Origin of the sequence: Thermoflexus sp. (assembly GCF_034432235.1) — a bacterium.
In the GTDB taxonomy this organism is placed as follows: domain Bacteria; phylum Chloroflexota; class Anaerolineae; order Thermoflexales; family Thermoflexaceae; genus Thermoflexus.
In genome coordinates this window covers 1-18,275 of record NZ_DAOUCJ010000058.1, presented here as the reverse complement: position 1 = coordinate 18,275, position 18,275 = coordinate 1, and the positions used below count along the sequence as shown (strand labels likewise).

Below are 18,275 nucleotides of genomic sequence, written 5' to 3'. Positions count from 1 at the left end.
AGGGGGAGGGAAGCAACGCCTCCCAGGCTCCACGGCGGGGGGCGGTAGGTCTTCTTTAACGCTCTGAAGGGTGAAACAAAGGAAATCCAGCCTGGGCCGCCTGCCCGCAGAGAGGCGGCCCAGGCTTTTTACGACAGCCTTCTGATGGCAAGCAGGCGGCGAAGCCTTCTACTCGCTACCCCCGGATAGAGCACGGACAGGAGGCCTCGATGTTGAAGACCCATGGATGTGGCGAATTGCGCCTGACCCACGTCGGCCAGATCGTAGAGCTGGCCGGCTGGGTTCATCGCCGCCGGGATCATGGGGGATTGATCTTTATCGATCTGAGGGATCGGAGCGGTCTGGTGCAGGTGGTGGGCGATCCCTCCCGTTCGGCCCCCGCCCATGCCGTCCTCGATGAGGTCCGCCTGGAGTATGTGATCCAGGTCCGCGGTCTGGTCCGCCGACGGCCGGCCGGCGCGGAGAACCCCAACCTGCCGACAGGAGACATCGAAGTCGAAGCGCACGAGGTTCGTATTCTGAACCCCGCACGACCCTTGCCCTTTTCCATTGATGACGATGGCCGGCGGATCGATGAGGCCGTCCGCCTGCGCTATCGCTATCTGGATTTGCGCCGGGCCCGGATGCAGCGAAACCTGATGCTGCGCCACCGGACCACCCGGGCTATCCGGGATTATCTCGACGCCCGGGGGTTCGTGGAGGTGGAAACGCCTATCCTGATCAAAAGCACGCCCGAGGGCGCGCGGGATTTCATTGTTCCAAGCCGCCTCCATCCGGGGAAGTTTTATGCACTCCCCCAGTCCCCGCAGCAGCTCAAGCAGTTGCTCATGGTGGCGGGCCTGGAAAAATATTATCAGATCGCCCGGTGTTTTCGCGATGAGGATCTGCGGGGCGATCGGCAGCCAGAGTTCACCCAGCTGGATCTGGAGATGTCCTTTGTGGAGCGGGAGGATATCCTCCAGCTCATTGAGGGCCTGCTGGTCGAGGTGGTGCAGCGGGTGACGCCCCATAAGCGTTTCCGCGTCCCTTTCCCCCGCCTCACCTATGCGGAGGCGATGGACCGCTACGGCTCGGACAAGCCGGACCTTCGCTTCGGCATGGAGCTGGTGGATCTGACGGACGTGTTCCGGGAAAGCGCGTTTGAGGTGTTCCGGGCCGCAGCGCGGAGCGGAGGCCAGGTGAAGGCCTTGCGAGCCCCTGGGTGCGCAGGCTACAGCCGCCGGGAGATCGATGAGCTGACAACCTATGTGAAGTCGCTGGGCGCGAAAGGGTTGGTCACCCTGGCCTTTACCGGCGATGGCGTGAAAGGGATTGCGGCGAGGTTCCTCACCGAGGGAGAACAGGCGGTCATCGCGGAGCGAACGGGCGCCGGGGCGGGGGATCTCATCTGCATGGTGGCGGATGCGCCGGAGACCGTCGCCAAAGCCCTGGGGGGGCTGCGGTTGCTCTTTCGGGACCGGTTGCGCCTGGCGGATCCGGGTGAGTTTGCTTTCGCATGGATCCTGGAGTTCCCGATGTTTGAATGGAATGAGGAAGAGGGCCGCTGGGAGGCCATGCATCATCCCTTCACCTCGCCGATGGATGAGGATCTGGATCGCCTGGAGACGGATCCGGCGTCCGTCCGGGCGAAAGCCTATGATATCGTGTGTAACGGATATGAGATCGGCGGGGGGAGCATCCGGATCCATCGCCGGGATATCCAGGAGCGGATCTTCCGGCTGTTGGGCTACACGCCGGAGCAGGCGCGCGCCCGGTTCGGCCATCTGCTGGAAGCCTTCGAGTTCGGCGCCCCACCTCACGGGGGGATCGCCCTGGGACTGGATCGTCTGGTGATGCTCCTGGCCGACGAGCCGAACATCCGTGAGGTCATCGCCTTCCCGAAAACGGCCAGCGCGACGGATCTCCTCTTCGACGCCCCGTCCGAGGTGGATGAGCGCCAGTTGCGGGAGCTTCATATTCGGGTGATCCGGGAGGAGCAGGGATAAGGGAACCGTCGGCCTGGCCGCCCATCCCGCTCCTCCCATCCGGTTTGCCCGAAGGATTCGTTTTGATTAAACTTTCCCCCAAGGGGTGTGGCGGGGGTAGGCGCGAGCGTCCTCGCGGAAACCATGCCCAGACCCCGGTGTAGGGCGGAGTCCAAAGGGGGGCGCCTCATGGCGGACGGGGATCGAAGAAAAATCCGCATTGTGTGCATCGAGGACGATCCGGACATGATTGACCTGATCCGGCTGATCGTCACCCGACGGGGCTATGAGCTGGTCGGGTGGGCGACCGGAGGCGTGGAGGGCATTGAGGTCATCCGGCGGGAGAAGCCCGATCTCGTCCTGCTGGATCTGATGATGCCGGACATCGACGGCTGGGAAGTTTACCAGCAGATGAAGGCCGATCCGGAGTTGCGCAACATCCCGGTGATCGTGGTCACGGCCCGAGCGCAGCATGTCGACCGCATTCTGGGGCTTCACATCGCCCGGGTGGATGATTATCTGACGAAGCCTTTCGGGCCCTCCGAGCTGATCGCCAGCATCGAGCGGGTGATGAGCCGTTTCTCCTCTGCGGAGTCCAATCAGGAGCAGGCTTGATGGGATCTTCCTCCCCGACGGCGGAGATCCTGGCCATCGGGAACGAGTTGCTGCTGGGCGAGGTGGTCGACACGAATACGTCCTGGCTATGTCGTCTCCTCACCAGGCTGGGAGGAAGGGTCCGGCGGGCGGTCCTGCTGCCCGACGAGGTGGAAGCGATACGGGCCGAGCTGGAAGGCGCATTGCGACGAGGGCCCGACCTGGTGTTCACGACCGGAGGTTTGGGGCCTACGGAGGATGATCGAACGCTCATGGCGGTGGCGCTGGCCACGGGCCGGCCGTTGGAGGAGCATCCCCAGGCGCTTCAGATGGTGGCGGCGCGGTATCAGGCCCTGGCTGCGGCAGGCTATGTGGCCAGCCCGGAGCTCACGCCGCCGCGTCGCAAGATGGCGCTGCTCCCCCAGGGGGCTGTGCCCCTGGCCAATCCAATCGGCGCAGCGCCCGGAGTTCTCCTCCCCCTCGAACAGACCCTCCTGATCTGTCTCCCCGGAGTTCCTGAAGAGATGAAAGCGATCGTTGAGGGCCCCCTCGCGCCCTATCTTCAATCCCGGTTGGGGAAGGCCGGCTTTGCCGAGCTCCGCCTGCTCGTCGATTGTGGGGATGAATCCCGCCTGGCGCCGTTGCTGGAGGAAGTCCAGCATCGATGGCCCCAGGTATATATCAAATCCCGAGCCCGCGCCTTCGGCCCTGGCGTTCGCCTTCGGATTTACGTTTCCGCTGCGGCCTCTACCCCGGAGGAAGCCCGGGCCCTGATCGAGGAAGCCCGCCGTCATCTGGAGGAACGACTGAGGGAAGCCGGGATCGGAACCGAGATCCTGGGCCCCGATTGATGTTACGATGGAGCATGAAGAGCAGACATCCCTTATTTCCGAAAAGGAGGCGAGCCATGGGAATCGCTGTTCGTGGTTTCTCTCTGCTGGTTCTGATGGCGATCCTGGTCGCGTGTGGAGCGCCTGCCGCCTCTCCGACTCCTGTTCCTCCTACTGTCTCGCCTGCTACCATTTCGCCGACTGCTCTCGCCCCTTCTTCCGCCTCGCCGATTGCTCCGGCGCCTTCCACCGTTGCGGAAGACTCCTGCGGCGATCGATCGAAGCTTTCAAAGGAGCTTTACCTGTTCAACTGGCCGGATTACATCGCCCAGGAGGTACTGGATCGGTTTGAGCAGGAGTGCGGGGTCCGGGTGATCGTCGATACGTATGACTCCAACGAGGCTTTGCTGGCCAAACTCCAGGCCGGCGCAACCGGATATGATGTCATCGTGCCCTCCGATTACATGGTCTCGATCATGATCAAGGAGGGAATGCTGGCGGAGCTGGACAAGAGCCATCTTCCCAATCTCAAGCACATCGACCCGGCCCACCTCGGCCTTTATTTCGACCCGGAGAATAAATACACGGTGCCCTACATGTGGGGGACGTCCGGGTTTATGTATGATACGGCAGTGATCCGACGGGAGCTGAAGAGCTGGAAGGATGTGTTCGAGCCGGCCCCGGATGTTCGGGGGAAGATCTCCATGCTGAAGGATGAGCGGGAGGTCATCGGAGCGGCCCTGAAATATCTGGGGTTCTCCATGAATACGACCAACCCGGACGAGCTGCAGAAGGCTAAGGAGGTGCTGCTCCGTCAGAAGCCCTATGTGAAGGCATATACCAGCGACACGAACCGCGATCTCCTGGTGGCCGGCGAGGTCGTCCTGGCCCACATCTGGACCGGGGATGCGATCCGGGCCCGGGATGCCAAGCCTTCCCTGAAGTATGTGATCCCGGAGGAGGGGTGCACCATCTGGCAGGACAATCTGGCGATCCCGAAGACGGCGAAGAATAAATACACGGCGGAAGTGTTCATCAACTTCCTGATGCGTCCGGACATCGCGGCCATCAATGCCAATAAGATTAAGTACGGTAGCCCGAACCGAACGGCGATCCAGCAGCGGCTGATCGATCCTGCCCTCCTTAATGATCCGGGCATTTACCCGCCGGAGGAATTGAAGCGCAAGATGGAATGGCTGATCGATGTGGGGGAGGCCATTGAGTTATACGATCGGATCTGGACCGAGCTGGGGGTGGGGCGGTAAGGCGATCCCTCCTGAAAGCTCATGGGGCCCATGAGAGCGCGGGGAATCCCCCAAGTCCCATAGGGGCCTGCTATCGGATCTGAGGGAGGGCAGGGATGCCGCGAATGTGGATCGGCGGCGAATGGACGGCGGGATCTGCGCGCGAGGGGATCCCGGTTCTGGATCCAGCGACCGAGGAGGTGCTGGAGACCGTGCCCCGGGGAACGCCGGCAGATGTGGAGGCCGCGGTGGCGGCCGCCCGTCGGGCTTTCGACAGCTGGCGGAAGGTGCCCGCGGCCACGCGAGCCGAGATGCTGCATGAGGTGGCCCGGAAAATCCGGGGCCATCAGGAAGAGCTGGTCCGGCTATTGACCCTGGAGGAGGGGAAGCCATGGCCGGAAAACGAAGAGGAGATCCTCTGGTCGGCGAACACCTTTGATTATTACGCCGAGCTGGCCCGCCACGAGCGGGGCCGGGTGATCCCTTCCCCCGAGCCCGGTCAGCTGAACCTGGTGCTCAAGGAGCCCTATGGCGTGGCGGGCTGTATTGTCCCATGGAATTATCCGATCCTTCTCATGGCCTGGAAGGTTGCCCCCGCCCTCGCGGCGGGTAACACCGTGGTCATCAAGCCCTCTGAGCTTACCCCACTGACCACCCTGCGCCTGGCTGAGGTTGCCATGGATCACCTCCCGCCGGGCGTGGTGAACATCGTGACCGGATATGGCTCGGAGACCGGCGAGCCGCTGGTCCTGCACCCGGAGGTGCCGATCATCGCCTTCACCGGTTCCCTGGCGACCGGCCGGCGGATCGCCTCTCTGGCGGCCTCGATGATGAAGAAACTCCATCTGGAGCTGGGGGGCAAGGATCCCTTTGTGGTCGGGCCGGATGCGCCTCTGGAGATCGCGGTGAAAGCGCTGGCCTACGCGGCCCTGATCAACGCCGGGCAGGTTTGCACCAGCACGGAGCGGGTGTATGTGCCGGAGGGGATTTACCACCGCTTCGCGGAGGAAATCGCCGCCTTCGTCAGCACGCTGCGCCTGGGCCACGGGTTGGATCCCCATACGGATATCGGCCCCATGGCGGGCCCGGATTACCGGGCGAAAGTGGAGGAACATGTTGCGGACGCCCTGGTCCGGGGTGCCCGGGCCCTGACCGGCGCCCGAAGGCCTCCCGAGAGGCCCCGGGGCTTCTTTTATGAGCCGACGGTCCTGATCCATGTGGATCACACCATGAAGATCATGCGCGAGGAGACCTTCGGCCCGGTGATTCCCCTGATGCCCTATCGCACTTTCGATGAGGCGATCGCCTTGTGCAACGCTAACCCTTACGGGCTGGGCGCCTGTCTGATGAGCCATGATCCCCGCCTGATCCGCCGCTTCTATGAGGAAGTGCAGGCGGGGACGATCTGGATCAATGATCCCCTTACGGATAATTATGCCGGCCCCTTCGGGGGAATGAAGTGGAGCGGCCTCGGCCGGGAACTGGGGCTCGAAGGGCTGGAGGAGTTCCGGCAGACCAAGCACGTGCACTGGGATATCGAGGGTGGTGAGAAGCCATGGTGGTTCCCCTACGGCTCCCGCGGCGAGGAAAATCCGCTGCGTAGCTCCTGAAAAGGGGGGCAGGGAGGCCGAAGGCGTCTTTCCCTGCCCTCCATGCTTCCCAAATACTTTCGGCCCGGAAAGCCTCGATGAGGAATCAGAGCCTGACCGTTGGCTCACGGGCAGGAGCTGGCGGATTTTCCATGCCCTTTCCACGGCGGGTGGTTCCCTCTATCCCCCTGTGACGCTTTCGCGGGGTGGGAATGGAGGGAGGGAGATCTAAGGATACGGTTCAATGTAGATCTCATCGAACAGCTGGCTCTGGCGGGCGATCACCCGGCGCTGTTTCAGAAGTTCCAGCAGGCCCAGGAAAAGAGCGATGAGATCGTAGCGGGTCTCCGCTTCGCGAAGCAGATGCCGGAGCGCCACCCGCTGCTGATCCTGCACGGCCTCCAGAATCCGGTCGATCGCCTCATGGATCGTCAGACGATAGGGAGTGAGAAAGCGATCCACAGTGGGCGTCTCGGGCTGAGCGAGCAGCGCGCGGCGGGCCATGCGGAGGAGATCTTCGAGGCGAACGCCCTCCAATCCGATCCCGGGAGCCTCCGGCCGGGGAGGGGGTGCAGTTCGTCCGTAAGCGGTGAATCCCTCCCGTTCGGCGAGCTGGCGGGCCAGCGCCCGGAAGAGGCGATAGGCTTTCAACTGCTCTACCAGCGCCTCCCCGATATCTTCCTCCTGTTCGTCAGGCTCCGGCGGCCGTGGCAGCAGCATGGAAGATTTAATGTAAAGCAGTTTAGCAGCGATCACCAGATATTCCGCCAGCTGATCCAGCGTTAATGCCTGCAGGATGGTCACGTATTCCAGATACTGAGCAGTGACCTGAGCCAGGGAGATCTGGGTGATATCCAGGTCGTTCCGCTCGATCAGATAGAGAAGGAGATCGAGCGGCCCCTCGAAAACAGGGAGTCGCACTGGGGGGAGAGAAGGTTTGAGCGGAAGGCTCATAGGGCCTCCTGGAGCCAGCGCCATAATAGGCCCATGGCGGCGTTCGCCGCCCATTCCGCCGCGTGGGGCAGAGGGCCTCGATGGCCGCGCTGAAGGCTGCGGGAGCCTTCCGGGGTGGCCATGGCGACGGTGATCTGGAAGTTCTCCCCTTCCGGGAGAACCTCCGCGGCCAATCCCACCGCCGTTCCCGCCTGACGCCGGATTGCTTCCGCGGCATGTTCCGGGGCCGCGGCCAGGCGAGAGCGCACCTCCCCGATGCGAAAGACATGGCCCTCCGGATCCGCCGCCGCCAGGCGGCCGCCCAGCAAGCCCAGCGTGCCCCGCTCCAGGGTGGCCAGCGTGAGCCCGCGCTCCCGAAGCATGGCGATCAAAGCCTCCTCGGGCGCACGGGTTCCTTCCCCGTAAACGGCCCAGCGGAGACGCTCCCGGACGGTCTGGACGGCGGCCTCTGCCCGGGCGGCCGCTTCTTCGCGCGTGGCACCTCGAGCCTGGATCCGGATATCTACCATCCCGGGATGCGCGTTCAGTCCCACCCGGGGGTTCTCCCCTTCCAGGAGATCCCGCAAGCGCTCGTCGATAACGCTCTCGCCGATACCGATCGTGCGAACCACCCTCCAGACCATTGCCTCGGCCGGTGGGAATCGGCGCTCCAAACAGGGGATCACCGATTCCATGAGCATGCGCTCCAGTTCGCGGGGGACTCCGGGAAGGGCGAAAAGGATATGGTCCCCATCCTCAATCCAGAACCCTGGGGCGGTTCCGATCGGGTTGGGGATCACCTGGGAGCCCTGAGGGCGGAACGCCTGACGGCGGTTGTTCTCCGGCATGGGGAAACCCAGGGCCTGGAAGCGAGCGCGGATGGATTCAAAAAGCTCCGGATCGAAGATCAGCGGCCTTCCCAGGGCCTCGGCAACAGCTTCTCGTGTCACATCGTCCACCGTAGGGCCCAGACCCCCGCTGATGATGAGGATCTCGCTCCGGGCCATCGCCGCCTGGATGGCGGCCACCATGCGGGGTAGATCATCCCCAACCACGGTGATCTGAACCAGAGGGATGGAGAGCGATTGAAGGGCGCGGGCGATACGGGCCGAATTGGTGTCCACCACGTCTCCGCTCAGCAGCTCCGTGCCGGTAGCCAGGACCTCCGCGTTGGGCATGGATCCTCCCTTTATTCGCTCAGAAGGATGCACGACCGGGAAAGCGCTGGCCTCACGCATCTTCATTGGGAGCTCGGGGAAGGGGAGAGAGCTTCAACGAGGGCAGCCTCCGGATCGGCGCTTCCAGGCAGATCCTCCAGCGAACGGACCATGCGGATCCACTTCCCCCATCGTCCGTTTTCCTGAAAGCCCAGAGCGCGATAGATCGCGCGGGCCCGCTCGTTGTGCTCGCCTACCCAGAGCTCGCAAACCCGACAGCCCCGGGAACGCAGATAGGTCATCCCACGCAGCAATAAGGCGCGCCCCAGACCACGCCCCTGATATTCTGGATCCACCACCAGTTCGTGAATCGCCCCCACCGTCCCATGGTCCCATCGGGAATCCGTAGCGATGAACCCCACGGGGCGATCTCCATCATAGGCGATGAACGAGCCATTGGGATCCCGGTGGCGGAGCCATTTCAGATAAGCCTTCACCTCCGCGCGATGACGATAGTAATAATCCCCCAGGGGCCGATAGGCGCGCAAGTAAAGATCGACGAGATCTGTGGAGCCCGAGAGAGGCTCCTGCACGATGCGAATCGAGCCTGCGGAGCGAAGCAAGAGGAATCACCTCCTTCCGGAGATATCTATCATTGGGGCGCTTTCTCTCCGAACAGGACGGGGATTTCACGCCCGATCTCCTCCAGGGGACTGAGGGGTTGGGCCGATCCCCGCCTTCTTTCTCTGGTCCGAGGGGGGAGCAAGGAAGGAGGAGGGCATCTCGCATGACGGATTCGCAACCAGCCACGCGGTTCCTCATAGGAGCGGCTGCAAGCCGCTCCATGATCCTATATCCGGGCAAGCCTCTCCTCAGCCGTGGGGAGAGCGAACGCAGGGAAATAAAAATCCTCATCCTGAGGTCGGGAGCTGACAGCGATTCTCCTCCTATCTTAGCGATAGGCATCGTTGCGTTTCCGGATATCCTCGATCTGTAAAGTCTGCTCGTCCCAGGTGAGATAAATTCGATACTCTCCAGCCCGATACGATAGCAGCTCCCCCCGATCATGGCGAATCTTCGTCAGCGGCGGGCGCTGAGCAGCCGCCAGCTGGCGAATTCGCCGCATCACCTGTTCTCGATGTTTCGGATGCAGCTCATCCAGCGCTCGTTGCGCGCGTTCTGTAATTCGAAGAACCATTCCGTATCCACCATCCCCTTCCGTCATCCTGCGGATCCCTCTCCCGTCCGTATCCCAGCCATCGATCCCTTGCCCCGGAGAGGGGATCGAGGGATTCGGAGCCCCACCGATTCGTCCTGAATCCCCTCGACCGACCTTTTTCTAACCTTATTTTATATCCTCCGGGGAGGGCTGGCGAATTTATCGAGCGCGATGTCCTTGCTCGTTGGACGCCCCAAAGAATGGATCTGCTTCGGGATCCCGCTCGATTATGAGAGCCCTGCGGCCCGGGCGATGGCTGCCAGCTGCCGCTGACAGATCTCGAGGACATGGGCGATCTGTTGGGGATCCCGTGGCTGCGTGAAGAGCGCCTCCCGGAGGGAACCGATCGTTCGGGTTAGATCCGCGAAGGCCCGGGCAAGGGCGTCCTCGGTGGATATCGGGGAGGAGGAAGGGGGGCGATGGAAAACCGGAAGGGGCGGTTGAGCTGGAGCCAGCCCCAGCGCCCCGCGCACCTCCTGGAGGATCTCGCGGAACACGTTTTCATCCTGCACGAAATTCCGGGTGGCGTCGATCATCAGGAAAGGACCTTCATAGGTGGAAAAGAACGCCTCGTAGGCCAGTCGGAGACGCTCGATATAGGCCCGGTCCATTCCCCGCTCGTAAGGCCGATCCCGCATGGCGATGCGAGCCATCAGGGTATCCGTATCCGCTCGAAGGTAAAGGACCAGCGTGGGCTGAGGGGTTTTCTCGGCCAGGGCTTGATGCAGTTGTTCGTAAAGAGCCAGTTCATCTCCTTCCAGGTTCAGATGGGCGAAGAGGCGATCCTTGGCGAACATGTAATCGCTGACCACCGGCTCATGCTCCAGGTGGGCGGCGAGTTCCTGATGCTGGCGATACCGGCTCAACAGGAAAAAGATCTGGGTGGGAAAAGCATAGCGGGCGCGATCCCGATAGAAATGCGGCAGGAAAGGGTTCTCCTCGAATCGCTCCAGGATCGGATATGCTCCCAGCGCCGGGGCCAGCATGCGAGCCAGCGTGGTCTTGCCGGCGCCGATCACGCCCTCAATGGCCAGGAACCAGTGGGTCATGGGCGCCTCCCTGGATCTGGAGGATGATCCGGATTGCACGGCGGGTTTCCCTCTGGGGCCGGACTGGCATCAGGCGCCCTCCTGGAGGGACCCGGTGCATAATTCCTACTATACCCGTGGCGCAAACTCTGTGTTCCGGTTATGAATCGGATACCGGCTGCCCGAATCCTGTAGAGGGAGGGGAGCGTCGATGGAAAAGCCCTGCCCGGCCTCCTGACGATCTTCTTTTTTCCCGGAGAAGGCGCATGTGGAGGTTGGCGCTCTCGGATCGCTCGTTTCCCGGCTTTCCCCCGGAGGCGATCTTCGAGCAGGCTCGGCGCGTGGGGATCCCTCGCATCGTCATACATGATGAAATCCTGCGCCCGGTTCAAAGGCGTCGCCTGTGGAGGGGGAGGAGTCTGGAGATTGAAGAATGGCGTGAGGTGTCTCAATGGGCGGAGGCGCTGGATTACCGCCGCCCGCGTTTACACGCGGTGCGTTTCGAGCGCCTGCGGACAGGGATCCATCTTGTCGCCTGGGCCATAGCCCCGTGTCCCCCTCAGGAGGCGGGCGCTTCCCGGATCCGGCAGTATGCGCTGACCGCTGCCACGGCGGCTGCCTTCGTGGGCGCTCAAGGGTTGCTCCTGGAGGGGATGGATCGATGGGAGCCCGGGGAGGCCCTCTCCTTCATCCAGCATCTCCTTCCCGTCCTCGGTGGCCTTCGCCTGATCCTGTTGCTTCGGCTTTCGGAGGCCAGCCCGCTTCTTCTCGAAGTCGTCCGCGAATTCAAGGCCCGGATCCGGCCGCGGATTGCGCTGGATCTGGAGGGGGCGATTCCAGAGGATTTCCCCGCACTGTGGAGCATGATGCATCCCTCCGTTTCGATGCTGCTGTTTCGCTGCGCGCCGGAGCATCTGGAATGGTGGGATCAGGAGGGCTGCCCCATTCTGGAGCAAACGGGTTTTGGGGGAGAGCTGGTGGTGACGTTCCCCGAGGCCGCCGGGAGCGAAGGGAAAATATGGAGAAACCTGATGCGGGCACACCGGCTATGGCTGGAGTAATGCGTCCGCTTTTAAAGCACGCGCGTCCCCGTGCGGCGGGCGATCACCTCCAGGGCTCGAAAGGCGAGATCGCGGGTGAACCGGTCGATCTGAGGATCGAAAGCGAGGATCCGCAATGGCGCCAGAGCCTCCTGATCCCCCACATGGGCCAGCGTCAGGATGGCTGCCCGGCGCACGTCCTCATCCCCTCGCTCAAGGGCTCGATAGAGGCTCTGGAGCGCTGAAGAGCGCTCCCCAACGGCTTCGCCTTCCCGCACCGCCCACTCGATCAGCCATCCCTGCTGTTCCACAACGACCGGACGGAGATCAGGAGCTGGGGGCTGGCGGTTCTTCTCCCAGAGAGTTAACGCATCCTGGGCGGCCGACCGCACCAGCCATTCCGGATCCTCACGGGCAATCGTTTCCAGGCGGGCTTTGGCCCATTCCTCCGGGATCAGAGCCAGCGCAAACACCGCGGCCCGGCGAGTCCGCCAGTCCGCTTCTTCGGCCGCTTCTTGAAGCAGCTGGGGGCCTTCGGGATAGGTCCGCAGGGCTTCGGCTGCCAGACGGCGAAGGGGCTCTTCTCCTTCCAGGAGGAGGAGGACCAGCCGTCTCATAGCGGCTTCGGTGCGATGGTCGCCGAGAGCGGTGATGACCGTGCGGCGGACTTCGGGCTCTGGATCCCTCAATACCGATTCCAGGAAGGGCAGGTCGCCTTCCTGCCCCAGCCAGCCCAGGCCCCGGATGGCAGCCATGCGGATTTCCGGGTCCGAATGGCGAAGGGCCTTATGGAAAAGAACGGGAACGCCGCGATCTCCCGTGGCCACCATGGCCTCGGTCACTCGTAGACGAAGTGTCATCGGCAATCCAGGTTTCAGAAACACCCGGCCCAGGGCGGCCATCCCATGGGGGCGCCATGGTGCCTGAGGGGAGGCCACCGCGATCCATCGTGCCATGCGCAACAATCGAGTATGGAAGGCGTCATCGGGTTCCGTGAGAACCCGATCGATGATGCCGGACATCGGACCGAGGGCCGCATAGAACGTGAAAACGTCCGCCCATCGGGGATCATCCAAATGGGACATCAGGATCGTATTATCCCCGGACTGGGCCAGCGCCCAGGCCGCCAGATACGCCTGCAGCAGAGGGTGACGGAAGCACCCGCGCTGTTCATCGATCGGCACAATCGGCCGTCCAGGAGCGGTCAGTCTCTCGATCTCCCGATCCAGATTCCGACGTCCCCGCGGCGGCGCCAGCGCGGGGAGGACACGGATCAGCGCTTGTTCGATATCCTCCAGGGTGATAAGGAAGCGTTCCTCGTTTAACAACTGAAGGGCCAGCTGACCCAGGATCAGACGGGCAGTGGGGGGAGTCAGCGCGGTCTCCCCCGCGATTCCCTGGAGCATGCGGTCCAGGATTGCATCATAGAGCTCCGGCCGCCCTGGGCGATCGTGTTTCAACACCACGGCGGCGACGACATCCGCAGGGCGCATGCGGACGGGTCGGGGAAGCCCCCACGCTTTAAGATGTCCTTCCAGCTCGGATACAGATGCCCGACTCGTTAGAGCCCATCGTTCAAGGAACATCCGCACAGCGCGTTCGGACCACGGGGCGAGGGCGAGGGGCAGGAACCCCAGCGCCTCCAGCGGACGGGTCGCCATCTCGGCCCCTGTGAGCACCACAGGAGTGTGCGGGTAGCTCTCCAGCAACTGCCCTAACCAGCGCAGGATCTCCTCGCGGCGCGCTGGAGGCACAGCTTCCAGGTCATCCAGGAGCAACACGGCCGTCCCATCATGCAGCGCAGTGCGGATCATACTGCCCAGACGGGCTCGCAGGACGATGGGGAGAGTTTCCCTCAGCGTCTCCATGAGGGCGGCTTCCGGTGGGGCCATGGGATCGGGGACGAGCAGGGGCAGGCGAATATAAAACGGAAGGGGGGAAGCTTGATCCCTCCACTTCAGATGTCCGGCGAGGGCCTCGCGGATCAGCCAGCAGAGAGCGCCGGTGCGGCCGCTCCCCGGGGGTCCGTAGAGGAAGAGGCGGGAGGCCGCCTGGACTACCTGACCCAGGGGCAGTTCACACTCCAATCGGGGGTCCTCCCCATGGGTGCTCGGATGGGGAAGGGGAGGGATAAGAGGCGGCTCGATCAAACACTGCGCGAGGCGAGGGTCCAGGGCCGACCAGGCGATCCAGCCGGGAAGCTGATCCAGCAGCCAGTGTCGATACTGCATCTCGGCCGATAGACGCAGATGCTGGCGGGCTCGATCCAGGCGTCCCCTCATCCCCTCGTAGAGTCGTCGGAGGGGACGTCGGGCCCCATAGAGCAGCCCGGCACCCAGCGAAGCCATGGCGGCTCCGATGAGGGCGGAGAGGGGATCAAAGCGCCACGATCCCGGGAAACCCACCACGTTCCTCCTTAGGGCCTCAACCCGCTGAGCTCGGATTCAGAACGACGAGGTCGTCTTTCATCCTCAGAGAGAGGACAGGGGAATCCCTTTTTCTGTGCAGCCATGATGAGATCACTCATGGGCCCCGAGCTCGCCGGGGCCAACCAGCCGGTAACCGATCCCTCGCTCGGTTCGGATGAAGAGCGGGTGATTGGGGTCTGGCTCGATCTTCTGGCGGAGATACCAGATATAAAGCTTCAGATAGCCCCGATCCTGGACGTGTTCTTCCCCCCATACCTCGCGCAACAGGAAGTCGTGGGTCAGCGGGCGGCCTGCGAAACGGGCCATGGTGGAGAGGAGCTTGAACTCGGTAGGGGTCAGATCCACGGGGCGTCCATCGACTCGAACTTCCTGGGTGATCAGGTTCACATAAAGGCGTCCGTTATCGTAGATCCCGCGGGAGGTGGTGGATTCGTAACGCCGCAGCACAGCCTGAACGCGGGCGAGGAGCTGTCGGGGGCCGAAGGGTTTCGTGAGGTAATCATCGGCGCCGCTCTCCAGCCCCCGCACAATGTCCGATTCTGTCCCCAGGGCGCTGATGATGATCACCGGTGTCTCCCCGGTCGAACGGATGGTTCTGAGGACTTCCCATCCATCCATGCCAGGCAGCATCAAATCGAGGAGAACCAAGTCGGGGTTTTGCACGCGCAGGAGATCGAGACCTTCCTGGCCGCTATGGGCGATGGAGACCTGATAGGCGTTTTGCTCCAGCTGCCACGCCAGGAAGCGAGCCAGTTCCACATCATCCTCAATGATCAGGATCCTCTTGGCGTTCAAGGCGACCTCCCCCTGGGGTTTCGGGGCATGCGCATCTCAGGCAACTTCGCCATCACCGGTTCATGGCTTGTTGACCTCGGCGCAGGCAGACTCGATCTCATCAGAATCGCCAGCTCCTCCTTTCGGTTGTGATGTGGCTTCGGATGGCGCTTTTATGGGGCGGAGGGCCCTCGCGCATTGCCCATCGAGCGAGATCTGGAGCATCCCCTCGTCGGGGGATTTTCAGCGAATTGATCCAGCTCGGCTATCTTTTTACCATAACCCCGCCTCGTCGGGCAAGCCCCATGCGATTAGGGCAAGCTGAATGTAACTCTTCTTGGTGGGAATTCAAGGGGCTTCGGAGGCAGTGGTCTCTGGTCGCAGTCGGGGAGGGCAGGCGTGGAGGATTTGCCTTTCATGCAGAGTTCGATTATGATAGAGGCAATGGCGCTGCCGGTTTTGCGGCAGGGGCTTTTCGCAAGAGGGCGCTCTCCGTAAGCCGGGAGGGCGCCCTTTTAACTTTTATGGAGGTTTGACCCATGCTGCAAGAGCGTCTGACCGTTCAGGACAATATGGTGGTGACCCTGGCCTACACCCTCCGCCTGAAGGACGGTCGGGTTGTGGAGTCCTCGGAAGAGAGCGAGCCCATCACCTTCATTCAGGGCGCCGGGGAGATCCTCCCCGGCCTGGAGGAGGCCATCTATGGGATGGCGGTGGGGGAGGAGAAGGAGATCTGGCTGGCTCCTGAGGACGCCTACGGACCCCGACGGGCGGACGCCTACCAGGTGGTCCCTCGAAGTGAGTTTCCGGCGGATTTCCCCCTGGCTCCAGGCATCGGTCTGTATGTCTACACCGAGAACGGCGAGGCCTTCCCGGCTTATATCGCCGAGGTCGGCCCGGATACGGTGACCCTGGACTTCAATCATCCACTGGCAGGGGAGGAGCTTCACTTCACCGTGAAGATCCTGGCCCTGCGCCCCGCTACTCCTGAGGAGCTGGAGCACGGCCACCCCCACGACTGAGCGCGGGGTGCCCAGGATGAGGGGGAAGCCTGGCCGGGCCCTCGCTAACGCCCGGCCAGGCTCCCGAACCTTCCGGATCACTCACCCCACACTGCTGGGCCAACCGAGTGGGAGCAATCCTCCTCTCAAAGCCCCTGATCGATCCGGCCGGAATATGACCGGGCCCTGGCGGATCCGGGCCTGTCCTCTCCTTTCCCGCCGCTTGAAAGGCTATCGGAAATCTGGGGGATGGTTGCCGGTCGGTGGCCAGCGCTTTTCGCGCAGCGCTGGCATGTTGTCCCCGAGCAGGATCCTGGGGTTCCCTTCTTCCAGAAGAGAAAGACGTGAGTTCATCCATCGAGCTAAAATATTCAGCGGAAAGCTCCGGTGTCTTGCTCTGGTTTTGGGATCAGGGAGCTGAAGCCCGGGGAGGCGAGATCCTGACCTGGCCTTTGGTGTAGCTCCCCATCCTCCCGATGGATCCGTGGCGCGGGCATGGTTTTCTCGTTCAACGAATCCCAGATCCGTCGTTATGCCCGGCATATCGTGTTGCCCGGGGTGGGCGGGCGAGGGCAACGCCGGCTCCTCCAGAGCCGGGTTCTGATCATCGGCGCAGGCGGCCTGGGTTGCCCCATCGCCCTCTATCTCGCCGCTGCAGGGGTGGGCACCATCGGGATCATCGACGACGATGTAGTGGATCTCAGCAACCTCCAGCGGCAGGTCCTTTTCCGAACCGAGGACGTGGGCCGCCCGAAGGCCGAGGTCGCCCGGGAGCGGCTGCAAGCCCTCAACCCGGACGTCACCGTGGTCCCCTATGTGGAACGGTTCACGGCGGCCAACGCGCGCCGGCTGGTGGCCGGATACGATCTGATCCTGGATGGAAGCGATAATTTCCCCACGAAATACTTGGCCAGCGATGTCTGCGTTTGGGAGGGCAAGCCGCTGATCTGGGGAGCCATTTTCCAGTTTGAGGGCCAGATCGGCGCGGTGCCTCCAGGAGGACGGCCATGCTATCGTTGTCTTCTGCCCACCCCGCCGCCTCCCGATCAGGTTCCGGATTGCCAGCAGGCCGGCGTCTTCGGGGCGCTGCCCGGGATCATCGGCGCGATGCAGGCCTTTGAGGCGCTGAAGTGGCTGCTGGGCCTGGGCACATCCCTGGCCGGCCGCCTCCTCGCCTTTGATGGGCTCCGCGCGGAATGGCTGGCAGTTCAGGTGGAACGCCGTCCGGATTGCCCGGTGTGCGGCGATCATCCGACGCTCTTTGAGCCTATCGATTACGAAATGTTCTGTGGGGCCTCCCGCTGATCTCCGTGGGCCAGACGAAGAAGGGGTGAGGCATTCCCCTTCATCCGCTCGAGCGCAACTCTATTTTCTCTATGGAGAAGGAACCTCACCATGCCTTCGCCCGGGTGGGAAACCCTGGAAGGCCTTTCCATCGGGGCCTATCAGATTCGAGTCCGGGAGGAAGGATCGGCCGGGACGGCCGGGCAGCGCTATCTGGCTTTTTACCTGGAGCGGGAGGGGATTCGCTCCGATCGACCGATCCTGCGGGGCCTTTATGCGGAGCCTCGTCCCCGACCGATCCCGGGATGGCTGGATGGCTTCTTCCGCAACCCGATCCCGTTTCAGGGACAGCCGGTGGAGCTCAACGACGCCGATCTCCAGGAGTTCTTCCGGGCGGTCGGCGCGCTGATCCCGCCCGGGGGATGGCTGGCCCTGGCCTATGAGACGTTCGGGGAATCCCTGGCGATCCATCAGGAAACCGAACAGGCGCTCCGGCTGGGGGTCCCCCCGATCCTGACGCCGCTGGGGATGTGCCTGTTCTACGCCCGCTGCGCCTTTCCGATCCGGGACTGGTCGATTGCAGAGGGGTGGCGGGAAGGGCCACGCAAGCTCCAGGGGTTCAGGCCCCGCGAGGAGGCGCACTACCGGCGGCGGGCGGAGGAGTTGCGGGAGGAGATCCAGGCCTTCCTGCGCCGCACGCAGGGATCAACCCGCCCGGAGCTCCTGCGCGCCCGACATCGGGCGGAGCAGCTGCTCGCGATGTGGCCTCCCTTCGAGGGGTGACAACAGCTGCCCATTTTGGGATCTTGCATTACAACTCTTGATCATCCCCCACGGCGATGGAATCCAGCGGGCGCTGGAGGTCATCGGATGCGAGTCGTCCAGGCCTTTCGGTTCGAGCTGGATCCGAACGGGGCGCAGCGGGTGGCCCTGGCCCGGCACGTGGGGGCCGCTCGCTTTGCCTACAACTGGGGCCTGGCGCGTTGCCTGGAAGCGATCGAACGCGGAGAGCCGATCCCCTCTGCCCTTCGGCTCCACAAGGAGTGGAACATCTGGAAGCGAGAGAATGCTCCCGGGTGGGTGGAGGTGTCCAAGTGCGCCCCTCAGGAGGCCTTCCGGGATCTGGAGCGGGCTTTTCGCAACGGGCGGCAGGGCCGGGCGGGAAGGCCCCGGTTCCAGCGCAAGAAGC

Annotated in this window: 17 protein-coding genes; 10 read left to right on the top strand and 7 right to left on the bottom strand. The window is 63.2% G+C overall.

Features of this window, described 5'->3' with window-relative positions; genetic code table 11:
* The first annotated feature begins 209 nt into the window (after window positions 1–209).
* The 5 genes from aspS (at window position 210) to VAE54_RS06810 (ending at window position 6,242) form a co-directional block, all read left to right on the top strand.
* Window positions 210–1,985, top strand: coding sequence for an aspartate--tRNA ligase (gene aspS, locus VAE54_RS06830; RefSeq protein ID WP_322801200.1), 1,776 nt, complete (start codon window positions 210–212; stop codon window positions 1,983–1,985).
* Between the two features lie 168 nt (window positions 1,986–2,153).
* Complete coding sequence (locus VAE54_RS06825; protein WP_322801199.1) at window positions 2,154–2,579, top strand: response regulator transcription factor; 426 nt, start codon at window positions 2,154–2,156, stop codon at window positions 2,577–2,579.
* Complete coding sequence (locus VAE54_RS06820; protein ID WP_322801198.1) at window positions 2,579–3,409, top strand: competence/damage-inducible protein A; 831 nt, start codon at window positions 2,579–2,581, stop codon at window positions 3,407–3,409. Before VAE54_RS06825 ends, VAE54_RS06820 begins: the two co-directional genes overlap by 1 nt.
* A gap of 56 nt (window positions 3,410–3,465) precedes the next feature.
* Entirely contained in the window at window positions 3,466–4,653 is a 1,188-nt protein-coding gene (locus VAE54_RS06815) for a spermidine/putrescine ABC transporter substrate-binding protein (RefSeq protein ID WP_322801197.1), read from the top strand.
* A 95-nt stretch (window positions 4,654–4,748) separates the two neighbouring features.
* Window positions 4,749–6,242, top strand: coding sequence for an aldehyde dehydrogenase family protein (locus tag VAE54_RS06810; protein ID WP_322801196.1), 1,494 nt, complete (start codon window positions 4,749–4,751; stop codon window positions 6,240–6,242).
* 207 nt (window positions 6,243–6,449) lie between these two features.
* On the opposite strand, the gene VAE54_RS06805 is transcribed toward VAE54_RS06810, so the two are convergent.
* From VAE54_RS06805 to VAE54_RS06785, 5 genes are all read right to left on the bottom strand, one after another.
* Window positions 6,450–7,175, bottom strand: coding sequence for a segregation and condensation protein A (locus VAE54_RS06805; protein ID WP_322801195.1), 726 nt, complete (start codon window positions 7,173–7,175; stop codon window positions 6,450–6,452).
* Complete coding sequence (locus tag VAE54_RS06800) at window positions 7,172–8,332, bottom strand: CinA family nicotinamide mononucleotide deamidase-related protein (RefSeq protein ID WP_322801194.1); 1,161 nt, start codon at window positions 8,330–8,332, stop codon at window positions 7,172–7,174. Before VAE54_RS06800 ends, VAE54_RS06805 begins: the two co-directional genes overlap by 4 nt.
* Window positions 8,333–8,394: 62 nt before the next feature.
* Window positions 8,395–8,934: a GNAT family N-acetyltransferase gene (locus VAE54_RS06795; RefSeq protein ID WP_322801193.1), complete on the bottom strand. Its 540-nt coding sequence runs from the start codon at window positions 8,932–8,934 to the stop codon at window positions 8,395–8,397.
* Window positions 8,935–9,263: 329 nt separating this feature from the next.
* Window positions 9,264–9,509, bottom strand: a complete 246-nt coding sequence (locus VAE54_RS06790) for a hypothetical protein (RefSeq protein ID WP_322801192.1) — start codon at window positions 9,507–9,509, stop codon at window positions 9,264–9,266.
* Window positions 9,510–9,757: 248 nt separating this feature from the next.
* Window positions 9,758–10,579 carry a deoxynucleoside kinase gene (locus tag VAE54_RS06785; protein WP_322801191.1) on the bottom strand — a complete coding sequence of 274 codons (822 nt, stop codon included), beginning with the start codon at window positions 10,577–10,579 and terminating at the stop codon, window positions 9,758–9,760.
* 245 nt (window positions 10,580–10,824) lie between these two features.
* Here VAE54_RS06785 and VAE54_RS06780 point away from each other — a divergent pair, with 245 nt between their 5' ends.
* A complete protein-coding gene (locus tag VAE54_RS06780) occupies window positions 10,825–11,619 on the top strand; it encodes a hypothetical protein (protein WP_322801190.1) in 795 nt (264 codons plus the stop codon).
* Between the two features lie 11 nt (window positions 11,620–11,630).
* Here the strand turns inward: VAE54_RS06780 and VAE54_RS06775 are convergent, their stop codons facing one another.
* Window positions 11,631–14,003, bottom strand: a complete 2,373-nt coding sequence (locus VAE54_RS06775) for an NACHT domain-containing protein (RefSeq protein WP_322801189.1) — start codon at window positions 14,001–14,003, stop codon at window positions 11,631–11,633.
* Between the two features lie 114 nt (window positions 14,004–14,117).
* A complete protein-coding gene (locus VAE54_RS06770) occupies window positions 14,118–14,822 on the bottom strand; it encodes a response regulator transcription factor (RefSeq protein WP_322801188.1) in 705 nt (234 codons plus the stop codon).
* A gap of 518 nt (window positions 14,823–15,340) precedes the next feature.
* Between VAE54_RS06770 and VAE54_RS06765 the strand changes: the two genes are divergently transcribed.
* The 4 genes from VAE54_RS06765 to VAE54_RS06750 all read left to right on the top strand — a co-directional run.
* A complete protein-coding gene (locus VAE54_RS06765) occupies window positions 15,341–15,823 on the top strand; it encodes a peptidylprolyl isomerase (protein WP_322801187.1) in 483 nt (160 codons plus the stop codon).
* Window positions 15,824–16,297: 474 nt separating this feature from the next.
* Complete coding sequence (locus VAE54_RS06760; RefSeq protein WP_322801186.1) at window positions 16,298–17,107, top strand: molybdopterin-synthase adenylyltransferase MoeB; 810 nt, start codon at window positions 16,298–16,300, stop codon at window positions 17,105–17,107.
* Between the two features lie 90 nt (window positions 17,108–17,197).
* On the top strand, window positions 17,198–17,869 hold the full coding sequence (locus tag VAE54_RS06755) for a DUF1122 family protein (RefSeq protein ID WP_322801185.1): 672 nt from the start codon (window positions 17,198–17,200) through the stop codon (window positions 17,867–17,869).
* An 87-nt stretch (window positions 17,870–17,956) separates the two neighbouring features.
* On the top strand, window positions 17,957–18,275 hold a 319-nt coding region (locus VAE54_RS06750), incomplete at its 3' end, for a helix-turn-helix domain-containing protein (protein WP_322801184.1).

Excerpts from the sequence above, each read along its gene's own strand:
- VAE54_RS06785 (WP_322801191.1), bottom strand. The coding sequence starts at position 10,579 with ATGACCCACTGGTTCCTGGCCATTGAGGGCGTGATCGGCGCCGGCAAG.
- VAE54_RS06805 (WP_322801195.1), bottom strand. The coding sequence starts at position 7,175 with ATGAGCCTTCCGCTCAAACCTTCTCTCCCCCCAGTGCGACTCCCTGTT.
- VAE54_RS06765 (WP_322801187.1), top strand. The coding sequence starts at position 15,341 with ATGCTGCAAGAGCGTCTGACCGTTCAGGACAATATGGTGGTGACCCTG.
- VAE54_RS06810 (WP_322801196.1), top strand. The coding sequence starts at position 4,749 with ATGCCGCGAATGTGGATCGGCGGCGAATGGACGGCGGGATCTGCGCGC.
- VAE54_RS06820 (WP_322801198.1), top strand. The coding sequence starts at position 2,579 with ATGGGATCTTCCTCCCCGACGGCGGAGATCCTGGCCATCGGGAACGAG.
- VAE54_RS06760 (WP_322801186.1), top strand. The coding sequence starts at position 16,298 with ATGGTTTTCTCGTTCAACGAATCCCAGATCCGTCGTTATGCCCGGCAT.
- VAE54_RS06825 (WP_322801199.1), top strand. The coding sequence starts at position 2,154 with ATGGCGGACGGGGATCGAAGAAAAATCCGCATTGTGTGCATCGAGGAC.
- VAE54_RS06755 (WP_322801185.1), top strand. The coding sequence starts at position 17,198 with ATGCCTTCGCCCGGGTGGGAAACCCTGGAAGGCCTTTCCATCGGGGCC.
- VAE54_RS06790 (WP_322801192.1), bottom strand. The coding sequence starts at position 9,509 with ATGGTTCTTCGAATTACAGAACGCGCGCAACGAGCGCTGGATGAGCTG.
- VAE54_RS06780 (WP_322801190.1), top strand. The coding sequence starts at position 10,825 with ATGTGGAGGTTGGCGCTCTCGGATCGCTCGTTTCCCGGCTTTCCCCCG.
- aspS (WP_322801200.1), top strand. The coding sequence starts at position 210 with ATGTTGAAGACCCATGGATGTGGCGAATTGCGCCTGACCCACGTCGGC.
- VAE54_RS06800 (WP_322801194.1), bottom strand. The coding sequence starts at position 8,332 with ATGCCCAACGCGGAGGTCCTGGCTACCGGCACGGAGCTGCTGAGCGGA.
- VAE54_RS06815 (WP_322801197.1), top strand. The coding sequence starts at position 3,466 with ATGGGAATCGCTGTTCGTGGTTTCTCTCTGCTGGTTCTGATGGCGATC.